Source organism: Paenibacillus sp. MER 180 (genome assembly GCF_023713665.1).
In the GTDB taxonomy this organism is placed as follows: domain Bacteria; phylum Bacillota; class Bacilli; order Paenibacillales; family Paenibacillaceae; genus Paenibacillus_B; species Paenibacillus_B suaedae.
Map to the genome: position 1 here is coordinate 119,845 of NZ_JAMAVT010000003.1, position 17,798 is coordinate 137,642.

16 protein-coding genes are annotated in these 17,798 nt (G+C 45.3%); 12 read left to right on the top strand and 4 right to left on the bottom strand.

Annotation, left to right across the window (positions count from 1 at the left end; genetic code table 11):
* Positions 1–23: 23 nt before the first annotated feature.
* Positions 24–839 carry a DeoR/GlpR family DNA-binding transcription regulator gene (locus tag M3661_RS05525; RefSeq protein WP_021253081.1) on the bottom strand — a complete coding sequence of 272 codons (816 nt, stop codon included), beginning with the start codon at positions 837–839 and terminating at the stop codon, positions 24–26.
* Positions 840–1,083: 244 nt separating this feature from the next.
* On the opposite strand from M3661_RS05525, the gene M3661_RS05530 reads away from it, so the two are divergent.
* The 7 genes from M3661_RS05530 (at position 1,084) to M3661_RS05560 (ending at position 10,511) form a co-directional block, all read left to right on the top strand.
* A complete protein-coding gene (locus M3661_RS05530) occupies positions 1,084–2,325 on the top strand; it encodes a metallophosphoesterase (RefSeq protein WP_251482898.1) in 1,242 nt (413 codons plus the stop codon).
* Between the two features lie 325 nt (positions 2,326–2,650).
* Positions 2,651–3,625 (top strand): ABC transporter permease, encoded by a 975-nt coding sequence (locus tag M3661_RS05535; RefSeq protein WP_065291914.1) that lies wholly within the window; start codon positions 2,651–2,653, stop codon positions 3,623–3,625.
* A gap of 31 nt (positions 3,626–3,656) precedes the next feature.
* Positions 3,657–4,553: a carbohydrate ABC transporter permease gene (locus M3661_RS05540; RefSeq protein WP_028533157.1), complete on the top strand. Its 897-nt coding sequence runs from the start codon at positions 3,657–3,659 to the stop codon at positions 4,551–4,553.
* Between the two features lie 86 nt (positions 4,554–4,639).
* Complete coding sequence (locus tag M3661_RS05545; protein ID WP_142543101.1) at positions 4,640–6,319, top strand: extracellular solute-binding protein; 1,680 nt, start codon at positions 4,640–4,642, stop codon at positions 6,317–6,319.
* A gap of 168 nt (positions 6,320–6,487) precedes the next feature.
* On the top strand, positions 6,488–8,068 hold the full coding sequence (locus M3661_RS05550; protein WP_065291915.1) for a response regulator: 1,581 nt from the start codon (positions 6,488–6,490) through the stop codon (positions 8,066–8,068).
* A gap of 14 nt (positions 8,069–8,082) precedes the next feature.
* On the top strand, positions 8,083–9,840 hold the full coding sequence (locus tag M3661_RS05555; protein ID WP_251482899.1) for a sensor histidine kinase: 1,758 nt from the start codon (positions 8,083–8,085) through the stop codon (positions 9,838–9,840).
* Positions 9,841–9,902: 62 nt separating this feature from the next.
* On the top strand, positions 9,903–10,511 hold the full coding sequence (locus tag M3661_RS05560; RefSeq protein ID WP_065291917.1) for a hypothetical protein: 609 nt from the start codon (positions 9,903–9,905) through the stop codon (positions 10,509–10,511).
* A gap of 71 nt (positions 10,512–10,582) precedes the next feature.
* On the opposite strand, the gene M3661_RS05565 is transcribed toward M3661_RS05560, so the two are convergent.
* On the bottom strand, positions 10,583–11,431 hold the full coding sequence (locus M3661_RS05565; protein ID WP_065291918.1) for a DegV family protein: 849 nt from the start codon (positions 11,429–11,431) through the stop codon (positions 10,583–10,585).
* Positions 11,432–11,702: 271 nt separating this feature from the next.
* Between M3661_RS05565 and M3661_RS05570 the strand changes: the two genes are divergently transcribed.
* Positions 11,703–12,278 (top strand): hypothetical protein, encoded by a 576-nt coding sequence (locus M3661_RS05570; protein WP_251482900.1) that lies wholly within the window; start codon positions 11,703–11,705, stop codon positions 12,276–12,278.
* A 29-nt stretch (positions 12,279–12,307) separates the two neighbouring features.
* Positions 12,308–13,180 (top strand): protein phosphatase 2C domain-containing protein, encoded by an 873-nt coding sequence (locus tag M3661_RS05575; protein WP_065291919.1) that lies wholly within the window; start codon positions 12,308–12,310, stop codon positions 13,178–13,180.
* 61 nt (positions 13,181–13,241) lie between these two features.
* Here M3661_RS05575 and msrA read toward each other — a convergent pair whose 3' ends face one another.
* Entirely contained in the window at positions 13,242–14,228 is a 987-nt protein-coding gene (msrA, locus tag M3661_RS05580; RefSeq protein WP_083189250.1) for a peptide-methionine (S)-S-oxide reductase MsrA, read from the bottom strand.
* A gap of 111 nt (positions 14,229–14,339) precedes the next feature.
* Between msrA and M3661_RS05585 the strand changes: the two genes are divergently transcribed.
* The gene (locus M3661_RS05585; protein WP_175400519.1) at positions 14,340–14,477 is read left to right on the top strand and encodes a hypothetical protein; all 138 of its coding nucleotides are present in this window, start codon (positions 14,340–14,342) and stop codon (positions 14,475–14,477) included.
* Positions 14,478–14,617: 140 nt separating this feature from the next.
* A complete protein-coding gene (locus M3661_RS05590) occupies positions 14,618–15,340 on the top strand; it encodes a TerC family protein (RefSeq protein WP_251482901.1) in 723 nt (240 codons plus the stop codon).
* Positions 15,341–15,419: 79 nt separating this feature from the next.
* Here M3661_RS05590 and melA read toward each other — a convergent pair whose 3' ends face one another.
* On the bottom strand, positions 15,420–16,718 hold the full coding sequence (gene melA / locus M3661_RS05595; RefSeq protein ID WP_251482903.1) for an alpha-glucosidase/alpha-galactosidase: 1,299 nt from the start codon (positions 16,716–16,718) through the stop codon (positions 15,420–15,422).
* 176 nt (positions 16,719–16,894) lie between these two features.
* On the opposite strand from melA, the gene M3661_RS05600 reads away from it, so the two are divergent.
* Entirely contained in the window at positions 16,895–17,767 is an 873-nt protein-coding gene (locus tag M3661_RS05600; protein WP_065291922.1) for an AraC family transcriptional regulator, read from the top strand.
* The last annotated feature ends 31 nt before the right edge of the window (positions 17,768–17,798 follow it).

A 17,798-nucleotide genomic window follows, 5' to 3' on the forward strand; every position in this document is an offset into this window, starting at 1 on the left:
TAATCATCAATCATTATTTTCATTTAACTGTTCATACTGCATCGAGCCGTCGCGGCATATTGCTTATTTGGATCGCACTGATCATCGAGAATAATGGATTGTGCCGCCAGTCCCTCTCTCCATTGCAATGGCAGCGGACAATTGGTAACCAGCGTATGGAAGCTGGACAATTCAGCAATTTTGACAAGCCCTATTTTCTCGCACTTCGTTATATCTGCGACTAATATACTCTGCTTCGCATGATGCAGCATAATCTTGCGTATTTCAGCTTCTTCTTCATTGGCGTCAGTTACGCCGTGTGTAAGATCGATACCGGAGCACGAGAGGAAGGCTTTGTCGGCAGTATATCGGGCGAGGGCGTTGGCAGCAGCATGTCCAGAATAGGACAGTGATCGGCGGCGAAGAGTACCACCGGTACAAATTAATTTAATATGTTCAGCATCTGATAGTTCCATGATGACATTTAGTGAATTTGTGATTACAGTCAATTGCTTGCGCGCTTTTATTATTTTGGCGATATGGAGTGAAGTTGTACTCGAATCAAGCATAATCGTATCCCCATGTTGGATAAGCCTAGCGCACTTTGTTCCGATCCACTTCTTTTCAGACAAATAGCAGTCCTCGCGCACCCATACAGGGACGTCAGAGCTTACGGATGTCTCTGCTAAAAATGCTCCCCCATGTGTTCTTAGCAGGAGACCTTCTTTCTCCATACGATCCAAGTCTCTTCGCACTGTTTCTTCCGTCACTCGAAACTGCTTGCTAAGCTCTGCGACGAGAACTCTGCCGTCCTGGAACAGGTGCTGCATGATGCGTTTTCGGCGTTCAATGGCTAACAAGGCATTTACACATCCTCACGATAAGGTGGACAATGGTGGCATCTTGCTTCATGTAGACCTCTATTATAGCGAAATATGGTATTTTTGACGAGTTAAGAAAGCATAACTATTTCACAACACGAATTAGGTAAATATTCTACTCTGTTCATCTCTAGAAAAAGGTTATAGACTAGAGGTGAATTAATCCATGCTTCATGCATTGCAGATCGAATAGAATGAACAGGACAAGGGAGATGAACGATCGATGTCAACACATATGCAGCCTACACTCGTCTTTCCGGTAATCAGTGACATACATATTGATCCTTCGGGTGAAGGTAGTGTCGCCAAGTTCGAACGAGCGATGTTGCAGTTGAATGCAAGGGCGCCTCATCAGGATGCGTTTGTTATTGTAGGGGATTTAACAAACAATGGACTTGAGGAGGAATACGATCGCAATTTAGAAGTATTCCGCAAGCATAAGCTACCAGGAGCGACACCGCTCATCACGATCGGCAATCACGACTATTGGAACGGACTTCCGATTGAAGAAGCGCAGGCTCGCTTTCTTGCAAAAACGGAGATGCCATCCTTATATTTTCATCAGGTCATTAAGGGTTACCATTTCATTGTCATGGCGACAGAGGATAAGGTTACATCAGGGTACTTCTCATTGGATCAGATTGCATGGCTTCGCGAACAACTGCAGGTGGCTGCAGCCGATTCAGCAGAGCGTCCTATATTCGTCTTCCTGCATCAGCACTTGAAGGACACCGTGTACGGCAGCGAGGACTGGGGCATTCAGGACAATATTGAACCGCTTATGGAGGCATTGCGGCCATATCCGCAGGTTATTACGTTCTCCGGGCACTCCCACTACCCGCTTCAGGATCCGCGCAGTATTCATCAGGAGGACTTTACTTCTGTTGGAACGGCTTCGCTTAGCTATTTGGAAGTGGAACATGGCAAGCTTCAAGGGAATTTGCCGTTAGGGTTCGAGAAGTTCAGCCAAGGCTTGCTTGTCGAGGTATATGAGGATCGCGTTGCGATTCATAGGCTTGATTTCGAATATGATCGTCAGATTGGAGACGCTTGGATTGTGTCGCTGCCGGCGTCAACTTCAACCTTTACATATACCATTCATCGTGACACAGATGCGCCATGCTTCCCTGATCACGCACAATTGCATGTAGAAGAGGAGTGTACAACTTCAGATTCTATCGTTATCGTCTTCGATCAGGCGTCCGATAATGAGCTTGTACATGCCTACAACGTTACGGTTGAGAATCGTAGTGATGTAGAAGAGGTTGTACAGTACGCTGCATTTTCCGAATCTTATAAAAATCCGGTTCCGGAGCAGCTTCGTCTGGAAATACCAGGGCTGAAGCCAGATTGTGAATACTCCATCGCGGTACAGGCAATAGATACTTTCGGCAATGTGAGCGAGCGTGTGCTGCAGGGCAGCTGTCGTACTCGTCCTGTTGAAGAGCTGAAGGTGGAAAATTAATTTATCCTAATTAGTATTCGAATATTGTATAACGCAAGTGCCCAAAGCAAACCAGTGCTTTGGGCACTTTTTATAGTTAACTAGAGCAGTACTAGTGTTGGACGCAACTCATTTTGCTGGAGCGGTAGGTTCGCTTCTTCTGAATAACTTAAGTCTATAAAAGTTATTGTTATTTTTTATAAAAGAACGTGTCAAAGTATCAATAATCGTTGGTTTGTCATATATCCGTGAAAGCGCTTTGCTTTTACAATGGAGAAGACAACATCTGGAAGGAGTTAAGATTTAATTCAGCAAGAGTTATATTGAATCAAGGAGGGATTTTCATATGGCGAAGGCAACCACGGGAGCAGAGATAGAACCGGGCCTGAACCTGGATAAGCATAAGAAAAGCGCATTAAAACGATTTTTTATGCAAATAGACATACAGCTCATGGTGCTGCCCGCACTTGCTCTAATCTTTATATTTTCTTATATCCCTATGTATGGCATTCTTATTGCTTTTCAAGATTATAAGCTTAAGGCAGGCTTCAATCTGTTCAGCAATGAGTGGGTAGGATTAAAGCACTTTATTGATTTTTTTAATTCACCAGAATTTGTACCTGTTATGCGCAATACGATTATTATCAGTTTTATGAAATTTATCTTCGGGTTTCCAGCGCCAATTGTTTTAGCGCTTATGCTTAATGAAGTGCGCAAGATGGCCTTTAAACGGGTCATTCAAACCGTCACGTACTTGCCTCACTTCTTATCATGGGTAGTTATCGGATCCATGGTTACATCCTTACTGTCCGTAGACAATGGCAGCATAAATATGCTGTTAGAGAAGCTCAGGATTATCGATGAGCCGATTAACTTCATGTCAATGGCAGAATATTTCTGGTCGATTCTCGTTGCAACCAATGTATGGAAGGAAATAGGGTTTGCCTCCATTGTATATTTGGCAGCGATTGCAGGGATCGATCCTCATTTGTATGAAGCAGCATCGATAGATGGTGCGAGTCGATTCAAGCAGATGACGCTCATTACACTGCCTTGCATTATGCCAGTTGTGATCATCTTTATGATTCTTGCAATCGGCAACCTGCTCAATGCAGGCTTCGAGGACATTCTCATTCTCGCTTCCAATCCAGCTTTGAGAGAAGTATCTGACTCGCTTGATGTATATGTAGTTCGTGTCGGTATTGATAATTACAGGTACTCCTATGCAACGGCAATCGGCCTGTTCAAGGCTGTTGTCAGCGTCACGTTGCTTACATTTGCGAACTTCATTGCCAGAAAGACGGGCAATAGCTTATGGTAATGAATCATTCCATAACTAGGAGGACTGAATAATGATACGTGATAGTATAGGAGACCGCATTTTTACGGTATTTATCTATGTAGTGTTAACCTTATTGGCCTTTTCGACCTTTTATCCATTCTGGAATTCACTTGTCATATCGTTTAATGAAGGATTGGATACGTCTAAGGGCGGCATTACTTTTTGGCCACGCGAGTTTACATTGGAGAACTATAAAATCGTATTCGAAGATTCGCGATTAATGAATGGGTTTGTGATTGCCCTCTTGCGAACGGTCATTGGAACGGTAGCATCCATCTTAGCGACGGCCATTTTTGCATACGGGATGTCGAAGCGAGGGCTTATGGGCCGCAAGTATTATATGATTATGTGTATCGTTACCATGTATTTTGGAGGCGGTCTCATTCCGAGCTATATGCTCATTCGCGGACTTGGTTTGTTCAACTCTTTCTGGGTGTTCATTATTCCAGCACTTATTAGTGTATGGAATATGATTATATTCCGCACCTTCTTCCAAGGCTTGCCGCAAGGCTTGGAAGAGTCAGCGAAGATTGACGGCTGCGGTAACTGGGGTACATTCTTCCGTATTGTCTTCCCGTTATCTGGCCCTGTTATTGCTACCTTGTCTCTGTTCACAGCGGTTGCGCACTGGAATGAATGGTTCGTAGCCAGTATCTATATTACGAACGAGAATCTGCTTCCTATTCAGACGATACTAAGACAGATACTATTCTCCAACATCGCATCTGAACAGTTGTCCAATGTAGATACGAGTGCGCTTGTGCACATCAATGCTGCCAAGAAAATAACCTCTAAGGCATTGACGATGGCGACGATTATGGTAGCAACGCTTCCAATTGTATGTGTGTACCCGTTCTTGCAGCGTTTCTTTGTAAAAGGTGTATTGATTGGCTCGTTGAAAGAGTAGCGATTGTTTAATCTGCTGGACATTTGGATGCGTTTAGAGCAACCTTGCTTTAAACATAGATTACAAAATTGAAAGGGGAAAAAGCCGTGAAGAACAAAAAAAATCTTCTGCTGAGTGTGTTGTCTGTCTTTATGGTATTCACTCTGTTAGTAGGATGCGGCAGTGGGAAGACAAGTGCTCCACCTGAGAATGAACCTGTGAAGCAAGGCGACACGGGCAAAGAATCAAGTGAAACTCCGAAGAGTGACCTGTACGAATTGGGCAAGGAACCACTTGAAGTATCGTTCTATGGCAACTATGGTTGGTACCAGCTGCCGAAATGGGGTAAGGATCCTGCTTCGAAGTGGATACAGGACAACTTGAAAATTACGGTCAATGGAATCAGTTCAGGTGGCAACAATGCACAGAAGCTGCAAACGATGATTGCGGGCAATGAGCTTCCTGATATTATCTGGACTGACAGAGGGGCCGATATAGAACGTCTTCGTGAGGCTGGTATGCTCGTACCATTGGATGAGTATATTGACAAGTACCCGAATTTCAAGAAGTATTTGACTGAAAATCACAAAGCATTGCTCCGTTCGCCTGACGGCAAGATCTATCAGGTACCGAACTATTATACACAGCAGCCAAACGGAAACGCGGGCTATGCAATCAACAAAAAAATCTATAAAGAGCTCGGCTCTCCAAAATTGGAGACGACTGACGACTTGTATGCATACTTGCAAGCTGTTCATAAGAAGTACCCTGACGTCACTCCATTTGAAACGGGATTGGCAAAAGACGGTCACGGTATTGACCAACTCTTCTCTTCCTTTAAAGAAAATAACTTGTCCCTTACTCGCTTCTTCGCAGTTCCAGATGGTGATAAAATGGTCTCCATTTATAAGGATCCAGGCTTCCGTGAATCCGTAGTATATACGGCGAAGCTGATGCGTGAGAAGCTGATGACGCAAGATGCGAATACGCAAACAGAAGACCAAGTAAGAGAAAAAGCGATGAATGGCAAGTTTGCCGTTATTGCAACTTTCGATCCGATGAAGATGCTAGCTGTAGCAGATGAGGAATTGAAGAAGAAGGATCCGGAAGACGGCTATATGTTTATTAAACCGATTGTAAAACAAGGTCTGGATGCTAGCAAAATCTATCCGGGAACATATAACCAACTTGGATGGAACGTAGCTGCCATTACGACAAATGCGAAAAATCCAGAGGCCATATTCGCGATGCTTGACTGGATGACAGGACCTGAAGGCAGCATGGTGCTGAACTGGGGACCTCCAGGAGCTGATGGTTATTGGGATGGATTTGAAGCTGATGGTCTGACACCGAAATTTAATAAAGATAAATACATGAATGATCCGAAAACGCTTTCTGAAATAAATGGTAAAGCTGGCGACTTGGTATGGGTGGGCAATACAATGTTCATGGATAATACGAAAAAGCAAATGTTGTCTACTGTACCAGCAGATAAGATTGATTTCAGCAACCGCTGGCAAATGGAAGTAACATGGGCTTCGCAAGGTGACTTCACGGAGTTCCTCGGCTGGGAGCCGACTCCAGATAGTGAAGAGGGGATTGCTAGACAAAGTGTTAGAGATATTTGGTTGACAGCTAGAGCAAAATCCATGTACGCGAAATCCGATGAAGAAGCACTGCAAATTCTGGATAAAGCACATGATGATTCCATGAAGGTTGGTTATCAGAAGTTCCTTGACCATGTTACAAAAGTTTGGACGGAGAATAAGAAAGCAATGGGTAAATAATCTTCGGAACGAAGGCTCGCTGTCTGCCAGCGGGTCTTCGTTCTTTTGATCAAATCTTTTATTTTGAAATCATCTGACTGTTCAAATGATAGTTGAACTTGTTATACTTTGTTTAGGGAAATGCTGGAATGAGAATTGTATGACTGCATCGTTTGGGGGGCCTCATTCATGTATAACGTGTTGTTAGTTGATGACGAGATGCTTGATCTGGAAGGAATGAAGCAATTCATTCCTTGGGAAGAGCTTGGGTTAGAAGTTGCAGCAGCGGTAAATAACGCCTTTGAGGCTTGTCATATTATTGATAGTACGCCTATCGATATTATCGTCAGTGACGTTAATATGCCGAATATGTCCGGGTTGGAGCTGGCCCGCAGGGCGATTGAGGTAAATTCCAATATCCGAATTATTTTTGTAAGCGGTCATCAAGATTTCAGTTATGTGAAACAGGCATTATCTTTGAAGGCCTACAGTTATGTACTCAAGCCGATGAATGATGATGAGCTTATCGCTGCACTCGAGAAGGTGAAGCAGGATCTTGATGATGACCGGAAGCGTCGTGATGTGGAGGAAGCCTATCAGCATATGATTCCAATGGCGAAGAATGATTTGCTGTTGCGGTTGGTTGACGGGCAGTGGAGAAGTGAGCAGCAGGATGGAATGATGAAGCTAGTTGCCTCTTATGGGCTTGACAAACTGAATTGGCCTGTCCGAGTTGCTGTTATGGAACTTGACTATATGACTTGGACGCAAGAACATACGAGCTTGTCACATGAGGTTACAACGAAGGAATTCCTGTATGCGGTCAATGAGGTTGGATTGAAGCATCATATGCCACATTGCTGCAAGTTGACGCCTCATCGGATGATGGTGTTGATTCATGATCAGTATTTAGACCCTTTCATTGATGATTTATATAAGGTGATTGAGACTCAGTTCTCCGTGACGATGACAGTTGGGGTAGGGGAACCAGTAAACGGATTGGAACAGCTCTATCTCTCGTTCCAACAGGCAACCAAAGCGGTTGATGGCAAAATGTTTATTGGCAAAGGGAGGCTTATCCGCTACGAAGCGGTGAGTTTGAAGCCCGAAATGATGGATGCGCGTACATTGGAACAACGTATGGAGGCACTATTTCACGCCTTGATGGAATATGAACTGGTTTGTATTTACGATGAGATAGAGAGGCTGTTCGAATCTGTGAGCATGCTCCGTTCTAAGTTTACCGTACATAATCTTGCGATGTTCATCATATGGAAGCTGGATGAGCAATTGAAGACAAAGGATGAGAATCTGTTCGATATATTGGGTATGGAGCTGCATAACTTGGATATTCTGCTGCAATTTGATACGGTGAGCGATATTCGCTCCTGGCTCGTCAGGAAGACATTTGAAATATCTGAATATTTGCGAAGCAAATCTACCTCCAAGAATAATCGGCTCATTCGAGAAATGATTCAAGTGATGAAGGATAAAATGAGCGAGAACATTACACTGAAGGACGTGGCGAATCAATTCTCATTCTCACCGAACTACTTGGGGTACATGTTCAGGGAGGAGACTGGGAAATCGTTCAGTGAAGTCCTTATACAGCTTCGTATGGAGCGGGCACGCGAGCTGCTCCATGAGAGCTCCATCAAAATCTATGAAATTGCTAATCAGGTAGGCTATCGATACCTTCCCTATTTTAGCAGACAATTCAAGGAAGCATACGGCATGACTCCGATGGAATATCGCAAGCGGGAAACATGATAGGGGAGAAGTCAATGAACGAACAGCGACCGAAGTTCCGCTATTTGCCGATTGGCTACAAACTCATGCTGACTTATATGGTTTTCATCATTGTTCCTGTATTAGTCATAGGACTTGTCTCCCATTCCATGTATGATCAATCGATTCGCAAGCATACACGGAACAATATACAAGGAACACTGCTGCAGATTCGCGATAATATTGAATATAAGATGCAGGATATAATTCGCATATCTTCTATATTGTACGGCGACTATGAGCTGTATCGATATTTGCGCAGCTACGAGGAAGGCTGGGAAAATTATGATCGCATTACGAAGTATGTTATTCCTAAGATAGAAGCGGCATCTTCGGCAACTGGAATGAAGCTGTGGATTTCTGTTTTTTTTCGTAATGAATCCATAAATGAGATCCATCACAGTACATTTGGGAAAGAGAATCCTACGGATTATAACTGGCCGTATGAAATTTATCATTTGAATCGAATTACAGATAAGGATTGGTATAAGAGCTTTCCACCCGAGAAGTACAGCATCACAATGAAGTGGAGCCAAATTGAGCGTGATGCGGAGAATAGTCGAATTTCCCTGCTGCGTCGGCTTGTGGACACTAATAATCCTCTGAAGCTGCAAGAAGTTGGATTTTTGCGCATTAATGTTGCGATCTCGGAGCTGTTCGATAGTATTAATTATTCGAAGATTGGAAATGACAGTGTAATCTACCTAGTGGATGAACAGGGGAGAAGCATCTATCAGTCTGGCAAGTTGCCTGCTAATGAAGCGGATACGCAGAGCAACTATTTGACGATCCAAGAGACGGTAGGGAAGCAATCTTGGAAGCTGGTCGCTCATGTTCCTCTCTCCATTATACAGGAAGATTCGATGAAGGTTCGATTGTTTGTTATTTTTATTTGCTTGATTTGCTTTATTGTGTTGTCATTCGCAGGAGTGTTCATTTCGAGATATTTCTCGATTCGGATTACGAAGTTCGTGTCCGTGCTTAATGCTTTTCGGGAAGGCGATCTGCACAAACGAATTTCCTATCGGGGCAAAGACGAATTTTCCCAAATAGCTACTGCATTGAATAACATGGGCGAAAATGTTGAGGCGCTAATTAAGGAAGTGTATTTGACACAGCTGCAGAAGAAGGAAGCGGAATTGGAGATGCTGCAATCGCAAATCAATCCTCATTTCCTGTATAACACCCTGTCCTCCATTAATCGGCTAGCGAAGTTCGGGGAGAATGAGAAGCTGCAGCAGATGGTATTAGGGCTGGCTAAGTTTTATCGACTTGCGCTTAACAATGGCAAGCTGATGATACCGGTACATAATGAGTTAGAGCAGGCACAGGCTTATGTGGATATTCAGAAGATTAAATACGGTGATCGCATTAGTGTTATGTTCGATATTGACCCAGCAGTATGGCCGTATCGTACGGTAAAGCTGATTGTACAGCCATTTATTGAAAATGTGTTGGAACATGCTTGGTGTGGAGATCGAATCTTCATTCGAATTGTAGCAAAGAAGGATGTGGATGACCTGCTGTTCCGGATCATCGATGATGGGGTAGGTATGACCGCTCAGCGAATCCATGATATTTTTGATGGAAGAGACCATGTGAATACAGGCTACGGCATTCGAAATGTAGATCAACGTATTAAACTGCACTATGGTGCTGAGTATGGAGTAACGATTGTGAGCGGACTTGGCATTGGCACATCTGTATCCATACGTATACCAGCTGAGGCATCAGAGCAAATAACTTCCCAATAAGCGCCAGACATCCTGTATAATAGATGATTATGAATCCATGCTCAGAAATGGAGGAAAATCAATTGAATGCTCGATCATTGGCCTTCTTGGCTGTTCGGCTCGGCGCTCTCTATTGGATCGTGACCGCCTTCCTAGAGTTGGCGAAGATTGCAGCTGCGCTGGTAAATATGATCTCCTCGATGATTCATATGGAGGTTGGAAGTGAAAATATGGTATACACAAATTTCGTCATACTGCTTCTCCCTGTCCTTGTTCCGCTTATAGGAGGAATCATCCTATGGTGCACGGCAGGATCATTATCGAAGGCGCTAGCACCATCTAAACTACGTGATGTGACTCTAGTGAAGACACAAGATGCAGACGTATCTAGTAGCGGCGAGGAAAGTGTGCTACCGATGCGCAGCCAGACGCATTCTGCGAACCCGGTGCTTCGCACCACCCTTCAAATCGGACTAGGTATTGCTGGTATTATGCTTCTCGTGAACAGCATCCCGGAATTTATCAAGCTATTGATTATGCTCTCGAATCAAGAAGTGGCTTTATTTGCAGAGCGGGCTTGGACGGATGACAGCGCCAAGTTCATAGAAGTGATTGTACAGATGCTTCTTGGGATCTGCCTTGCTGTTGGGGCGGGTGGGATTGCTCGTTTTTTTACTCGTTCAATGGAATAAAATACGGTTAGTTCTCTACATAAATACAGCGGCTGCACCTTGCTCTATTGGCGAGGTCAGCCGCTGTATATTTATTTGCGCGCGTATACGATTCCAATTGTGTTTGGTCCACAGTGGCTGGAGATGACGCAACCACAATCCGACAGGATCACATGTTTTGCGCCCGTCTTCTCTTGCAATTCGGCCTGAATCATTTTGGCATCTTCAGGCGATAAGGAATGAGTGACGAATACGATATCCTTGTCCATCTCATCCACATGATCCAGTGCATTTTGCTTCAACTGCTCAAGTGCTTTCTCGCGTTTGCCGCGAATTTTATTGGCCGCAATCATTTTTCCATCGACAACTTTAATGACAGGACGAATGCGAAGCAAGCTGCCGATCAAGTTCTGCAGACTGTTGCAGCGTCCGCCCTTATATAGATAATCTAATGTATCTATAATGAACTCGGTTTCCATTTTGCCACGAACGTCCTCAACAAGCTCTACAGTTTCCTCCAGAGATGAACCAGATTCCAGTGCCATCGCTGCCTTGAGAACTTGAATCCCGATGCCGGTAGATAAATTTAAGGAGTCAATGACAGTTACAGTATCTTCACCAAGCATATCCCCGGCAATAATGGCATTCTGAATGGTGGAAGATAAGTGGGAAGACAACCCGATATACAGAATTTTGCGGCCTTCGTTCACAAATGGCTCAAATGCCTTTACAAAATCAGCTGGAGATGGCGAAGATGTCTTCGGCAGCTTGCCGCATGCATCTACACGCTTGTACAATTCCGGAGGGGTCATATCCACTCCATCACGATAAGCGTCGTCACCGAAAGTAACATATAAAGGGATAATGCCAATGTCATAACGTTCAAGTAGTGATTTCGGCAAATCGCATGTGCTGTCCGAAAATATTTTAATGTGATTCATTATGCTTCCTCCTGAAAGGTATGTAGCTTTTATTAGGCTATAAGGAATGTTACTCAACTAGACATTTAACCATTATACTGCAAAAGGAATGGACTTACATAATCCGAATTGAGTGAATAGGCTGAAAAAATATTCCAAATACGACGCGAGATTGCGTTCGCTTAAGACGTCACGTTATACTGAAGCAAGATAACAGCATGCTGAACTGTTTCATGATTGCGTACAGCTTGCTTGTGGAAGTACATACGGAAAGGACATGCAGACAACAAAGATGAACAAGATGAATATGGAAGCAAAGGCATTTAGACGAATTCAATGGGGTTTGTTATTTTTTATTGATTACGCGCCGAGGGGCGTTGATCTGCTGCCGGATATCGTAGGCTTTGCCTTGGTATTTAGCGGTGTAACACAATTGATATCCGTATCTGATCGCTTTCTGCATGCGAAGCGAGTATGTATCCCGCTGATCGTTCTAGCGGTGTATGAGCTGCTGCAGCCGATGCTGTTAGGCGGAGTCAGTGCGGAAGCGAGAGCATGGATTGGAGTGTTTCGCAGTATAGCAGAGACGGGGTTGAACATTACACTAGTAACCTTCATGTGCAGTGGTTTGCGGGAATATGCACTGCGCCGTGACTGGGGCTACATCGCACATATGGCCCGTAGACGATCCATCTATTTTACAGTTGCACTCGCTTGTTCATTAAGTATGCTTGGATTCGCGTTTGCATCACCGATGGTGTTCTCCGCAATGGCGGCGCCGATGTTCTTGCTATATATTATCGTTGTGTTCATGCTAATGGGATTGTTCGGTCAAGCTGCGAAGATGGTGCAGAAGTCAGGTAGCTGAGCCTAAGATCGATTGAAGGGGGAACAGCAGTGATTCGAATTCATTGTGATGCGGCAACGAGACAGGGACAGGGCAGTCGAAATGAAGACCGGATAATTGCACTTCCCGAACAGCAGCTATATGCGGTCATCGATGGTGTATCTGGATTGGAGCCGATTACAGATGAGGAAGGGCATACGGCAGGAGAGATGGCTGCCTTAAGTATTGCTCGTGGTCTGGAATCTATCACTACTGCAATAGCAGCTATGGCTTCTCCGCTTGATGTGATGCGTGCTCGACTCTTGGAAGCAAATCGGATGTTGGATGATACGATGCGCCAATACGGTATCGCTCCATACGATACAGGACGAAGGTTCGGTGCGGTTCATGCCGCTGTGTGGCTTGATGAGTATTATGCGTATTGGACGCAGACGGGTGATTGCATGATATACGCGCTATATGAATCCGGGGAGGTTCGAGCTGTAACTTATGATCGAGTTGCCCCCTTCGATGAGCGTGCCTTGTCAGCGTGGATGGAGCATGAGGAGGATTGGAGGGAGCATAGGCAGCCAGAAGAGATTCGGCAGCTGCTGAGGCAGAATCGTTCCCGTGCGAATACAGAGTTCGGTTACAGTGTCCTTAATGGAGATGAGGCCGTGCAGCATCGTCTGGAATATGGAGCTCTCCCACTCCAGGGAGTTACGCATATTCTGCTTGTATCGGATGGCATTTATCCTTGGCGTGTTGACGAGGAACAGAGCAGTATGGAGCGGTGGTTCCAATACATCATTACTACTGGGATGGAGCAATGTGCCGCCGCCTTGGAGGCGCGAGAACGAATGGATGCCTACTGTAATCAAATACCCCGATTCAAAATGTGCGACGACAAGAGCGGTATTTTGTTAACAATTGAGCGAATCTAAATATAGGCCCAAATGAGAACGGTTAGGTCGTTCCTCATTTGGGCCTTCGTACTAGAGAACCCTATTTGTGCGAAAAAAGGGATGCGAATTCCCCATATCCTTCTTGCTCCAGCTTCTCCTTCGGAATGAACCGCAGGGCTGCAGAGTTAATGCAATAACGAAGTCCAGTTGGGGTAGGGCCATCATCGAATACATGTCCCAAATGGGAGTCGGCCAGTTTGCTCCTTACTTCCACACGAACCATGCCGTGAGAAGTGTCCAGCTTATTCTCCACATGATTGGAACGAAGCGGCTTCGAGAAGCTAGGCCAGCCGCAGCCTGCATCGAACTTATCCAACGAACTAAAGAGCGGCTCACCAGATACGATATCCACATAGATTCCTTCTGCTTCATGGTTCCAGTATTCATTGGAAAAAGGGGGCTCTGTGCCATTCTGCTGGGTTACCCGATACTGGATTGGCGTCAGCTTCCCTTGAAGGGCTGTACGCTCTTCATCGGAGATTCCCCAATGGTTCACGATGAAGGCATCTCTGCCCGATGCGGAGCGATAGCGCTTGTAATGGGCTGGATTCTTCTGATGATAGTTTTGATGATGCTCTTCTGCTGGGTAGAACGTGCCAGCGGGAACGATCTCAGTAGCAATTGGTTTATCGAATCTACCGCTCTGCTCCAATTCTTGCTTGGATTGCAGTGCAAGCTGATGTTGTTCCTCATTGTGATAGAAGACAGCTGTTCGATAAGACGAACCGCGATCATGGAACTGTCCGCCTTCATCTGTAGGATCAATTTGCTGCCAGAATAGCTCGAGCAGCTTCTTATAAGGGAATAGGGCAGGGTCGAATGTAATTTGGACGGCTTCGGCATGCCCGGTTGTCTCTGAGCATACTTCTTCGTATGTAGGACTGTCAGTGTGTCCTCCTGTATAGCCAGACACAATCGAATGGATGCCAGGAAGCTCTTCGAACGGCGTGACCATACACCAGAAGCAGCCACCGGCAAAGGTTGCTTTTTCAAGTGAAGGATGATGATTGGATAGTTCTTTGCTCACGATGGGGAAGCCTCCTTATGATTAAATACGTATATCTTCATCATACCCAATTGTTATCATTCGAACAACGCCAGATCTGTAATAGAGCGAGAAAATAGAGAGAAATGATGGTTGAACAATTCGATTGCCGGTGTTATGATTAGTTCACTGAAAAAACGAATACTCCAAAGGGGAGTAGCTAGCACAGTAACCGTCGTCATTACGGGATACGCCACAACGCGCATCCTCGGCGCTACTGGCAACGTATAACGTTGTTTGCGAGACCTTTGCCACGATGGTTGCGTTGGTGAAGGTCTCTTTCTGATCGGAACGCCGTTACCACGAATGTGGTAGCGGCGTTCATGTTTTTTACAGTATTTATACATACTAACGTCAAGGGGGAACTATCAATGGAGCTATTTTCATTAGAGTTCTGGACCACGCTGCTGTCCATTGTCGTCATTGACTTGGTGTTAGCAGGAGATAACGCGATTGTTATCGGTCTAGCGGCTCGCAACCTACCGAAGCAAGATCAGAAGAAAGTCATCATCTTTGGTACGATCGGAGCAGTAATCATTCGAGCACTGGCCACTTTAGGAGTTGTATGGCTGCTCAAAATTCCGTTCTTGCTCGTGATTGGCGGAGCCGTGCTCATATGGATTGCGATCAAGCTCATGGTCGAAGAGAAAGAGCATAATGTGCAGGCGGGAGGCAGCTTTTGGGCGGCAGTTCGAACGATTATTATTGCGGATGCAGCGATGGGGCTCGATAATGTGCTAGCTGTAGCGGGTGCGGCGAATGGACATGGATTGCTAGTCGTGCTGGGACTTGCAATTTCCGTTCCTATTGTCGTGTGGGGAAGCACAATTGTACTGAAACTCATCGAGCGCTACCCGATCATTATTATCATCGGATCAGCGGTGCTCGCGTGGACCGCAGCGAAAATGTTCGTCGGTGAGTTCATGAAGCTCGATTCGCTAGCCGGTCTCTTCTCGAATCCATCCATCAAGTATGGATTTGAGATCGCACTGGTGATCGTTGTCGTGGCAGCTGGACTGTCCATTAAACGAAGCATGCAGGCCAAGAAAGCAGCGCAGGCATCACAAGTGCATAAACGTGCACAAGGGGAATAATGTGCGGTCTTCAAGATATAGCAGTAGAAAAAGCGGTACAGTTGTCGATCAACTGTACCGCTTTTGCATGAGTTCTTCCCTATACGAACTTCGGAAGCCAATCTCCGTGAGCCTCGATCAGTTCATCGCATAAGGATACGATATCATCAAGGCTAAGCTCAGCTGCCGTATGCGGATCGAGCATGGCCGCGTGGTAGATGTGTTCCTTCTTCCCTGTAATAGCCGCTTCGATCGTAAGAAGCTGAGTATTGATATTCGTGCGGTTCAACGCTGCAAGCTGTGGCGGCAGATCGCCAACATAGGTAGGCGTAACTCCGTTGCGATCAACGAAGCATGGAACCTCAACACATGCATTGCGCGGCAAATTGGTGATAAGTCCCGTATTCATAACGTTACCACCTAGTTTGAATGGTGTTCCTGTTTCCATAGCATCGAAAATATATGAGGCATATTCATGGGTACGGTGGTGTTCGATATGCTGGTTATTGACGAGCTGTTCACGCATATTTTTCCAACCTTCAATTTGGTTGATGCAGCGTCGAGGGTATTCATCAAGAGGAATGTTATACTTCTCGATCAGTTCTGGATACTGTTTCTTAATGAAGTATGGATGGTATTCAGCGTTATGCTCGGAGGATTCCGTCACGTAATAGCCGAATTTGAACATAAGTTCGTAACGTACCATGTCGGTGTGCTTTGTCTTTTGTTTCTCCAAGGCAAGGCGTTTAATTTCTGGATATAAGTCCTCGCCGTTGCGAGTTACCTCGAGCAGCCACGCCATATGATTAATGCCTGCAATCTTCGCACTTACACCTTCACTGTCGATGCCAAGATCATGGAACAGCCAAGGTACGCATACTTGAACACTATGACAGAGTCCTACTGTTTTGATCCCGCCGTATGTGTTCATCACATTGGTCAACACGGCCATTGGATTTGTATAGTTCAGGAACCAAGCATCTGGGCATACTTCCTGCATATCTTTGGCGAAATCAAGCATGACAGGGATCGTTCTCAGATTGCGGAAGATACCCCCAATTCCGAGCGTATCTGCAATGGTTTGGCGAAGGCCATACTTCTTCGGAATTTCGAAGTCTGTAATTGTACATGGATCGTACCCGCCAACTTGAATCGCATTCACTACATATTTAGCGCCGCGCAGTGCCTCTTTGCGGTCTGTGTAGGCAACAACTCGGCAGGTGCTGCCAGTCGTTCCAAGCATGTTGGTCAACATGCTTTCGGAATCACGAAGACGCTCGTGGTCAATATCGAACAAGGCAAGCTCAAATCCTTGCAGTGATGGAGTGAGCATGCAGTCACCTAATACGTTTTTGGCAAATACGGTGCTTCCTGCTCCGAGAAATGTAATTTTACTCATACATCTTGTCTCCTTTCGTTCCAAGCTGCTGTCATGAAATGTAAGGGATCATCGGCATGGTGTGATGCAACTTGGAAATGATTGTTGTACAATTAATGTATCTGAATCGATTAAGGCTTGGTATGGGGAAAACGAATGTGAATATGGAGGATTGTTGTCAGTTAGGAGGGAACCGGATGGGTGAACGAGCAAATCTCGCAATTAATGAAGCACCTTCCAAGGGAGAACTGTCCGTATTGTTCTGCGGCCAATCAATCACGGAACCTCTGCACCACGTAGGTCCTAGCGTTCATGATTACGGGATCGTGCATTGTGTACAGTCTGGCAGAGGGAAATTTACGATTAGAGGGGTTGCCTATGAAGTTGGGGCAGGAGAGAGCTTCTTCATCTTCCCGGGGGAGCTTCATCATTATGTAGCTGATGAAGCAGATCCTTGGCAGTACCGCTGGATAGGATATCGCGGCAGCGGTGTCGAACAGCTGTTGGCGATAATCGGCATTGGGCCGCATGCACCAGTTGTTCAAGGCTATCGCATACATCGAGTAGAAGCGTTGTTCCGGAATGTATATAAAGCACTTCAAATAGGAGGCAGTGCTGGGGACATGGAAGCTGAGGGCTATATGCGTGTTGTTCTTGCTGAATATGCACGTACTACTGACAAAGGTTCTGATGCGAATAACGATGATAAACGCTCCGATATCGAACGTCAGGTAGAACAAGCAGCTCGCTGGCTGTCGCTGCAGTTTGATAAATCCATATCCATAGACGAACTTGCACATACGCTAGGCTATCACCGCACCTATTTATCGAAGATGTTCCGCAAACAAATGGGGGAATCGCCTATGCAGTTTTTGCTGCGCATCCGGATGGAGCGCGCCAAAACATTGCTGATGACGACAAGGTTAACAATCGAGCAAATTGCTGCGGCTGTCGGCTACGAAGATGCTCTTTATTTCTCGAAATTGTATAAAAAATGGTATTTACACTCTCCTTCCTCACATCGAACTGAGATGCAGAGTGGAAAGCCGTCAGGGTGTCTATATTTTTGAATGCGCTTTCGTGATGGGATCCATAAAAAAA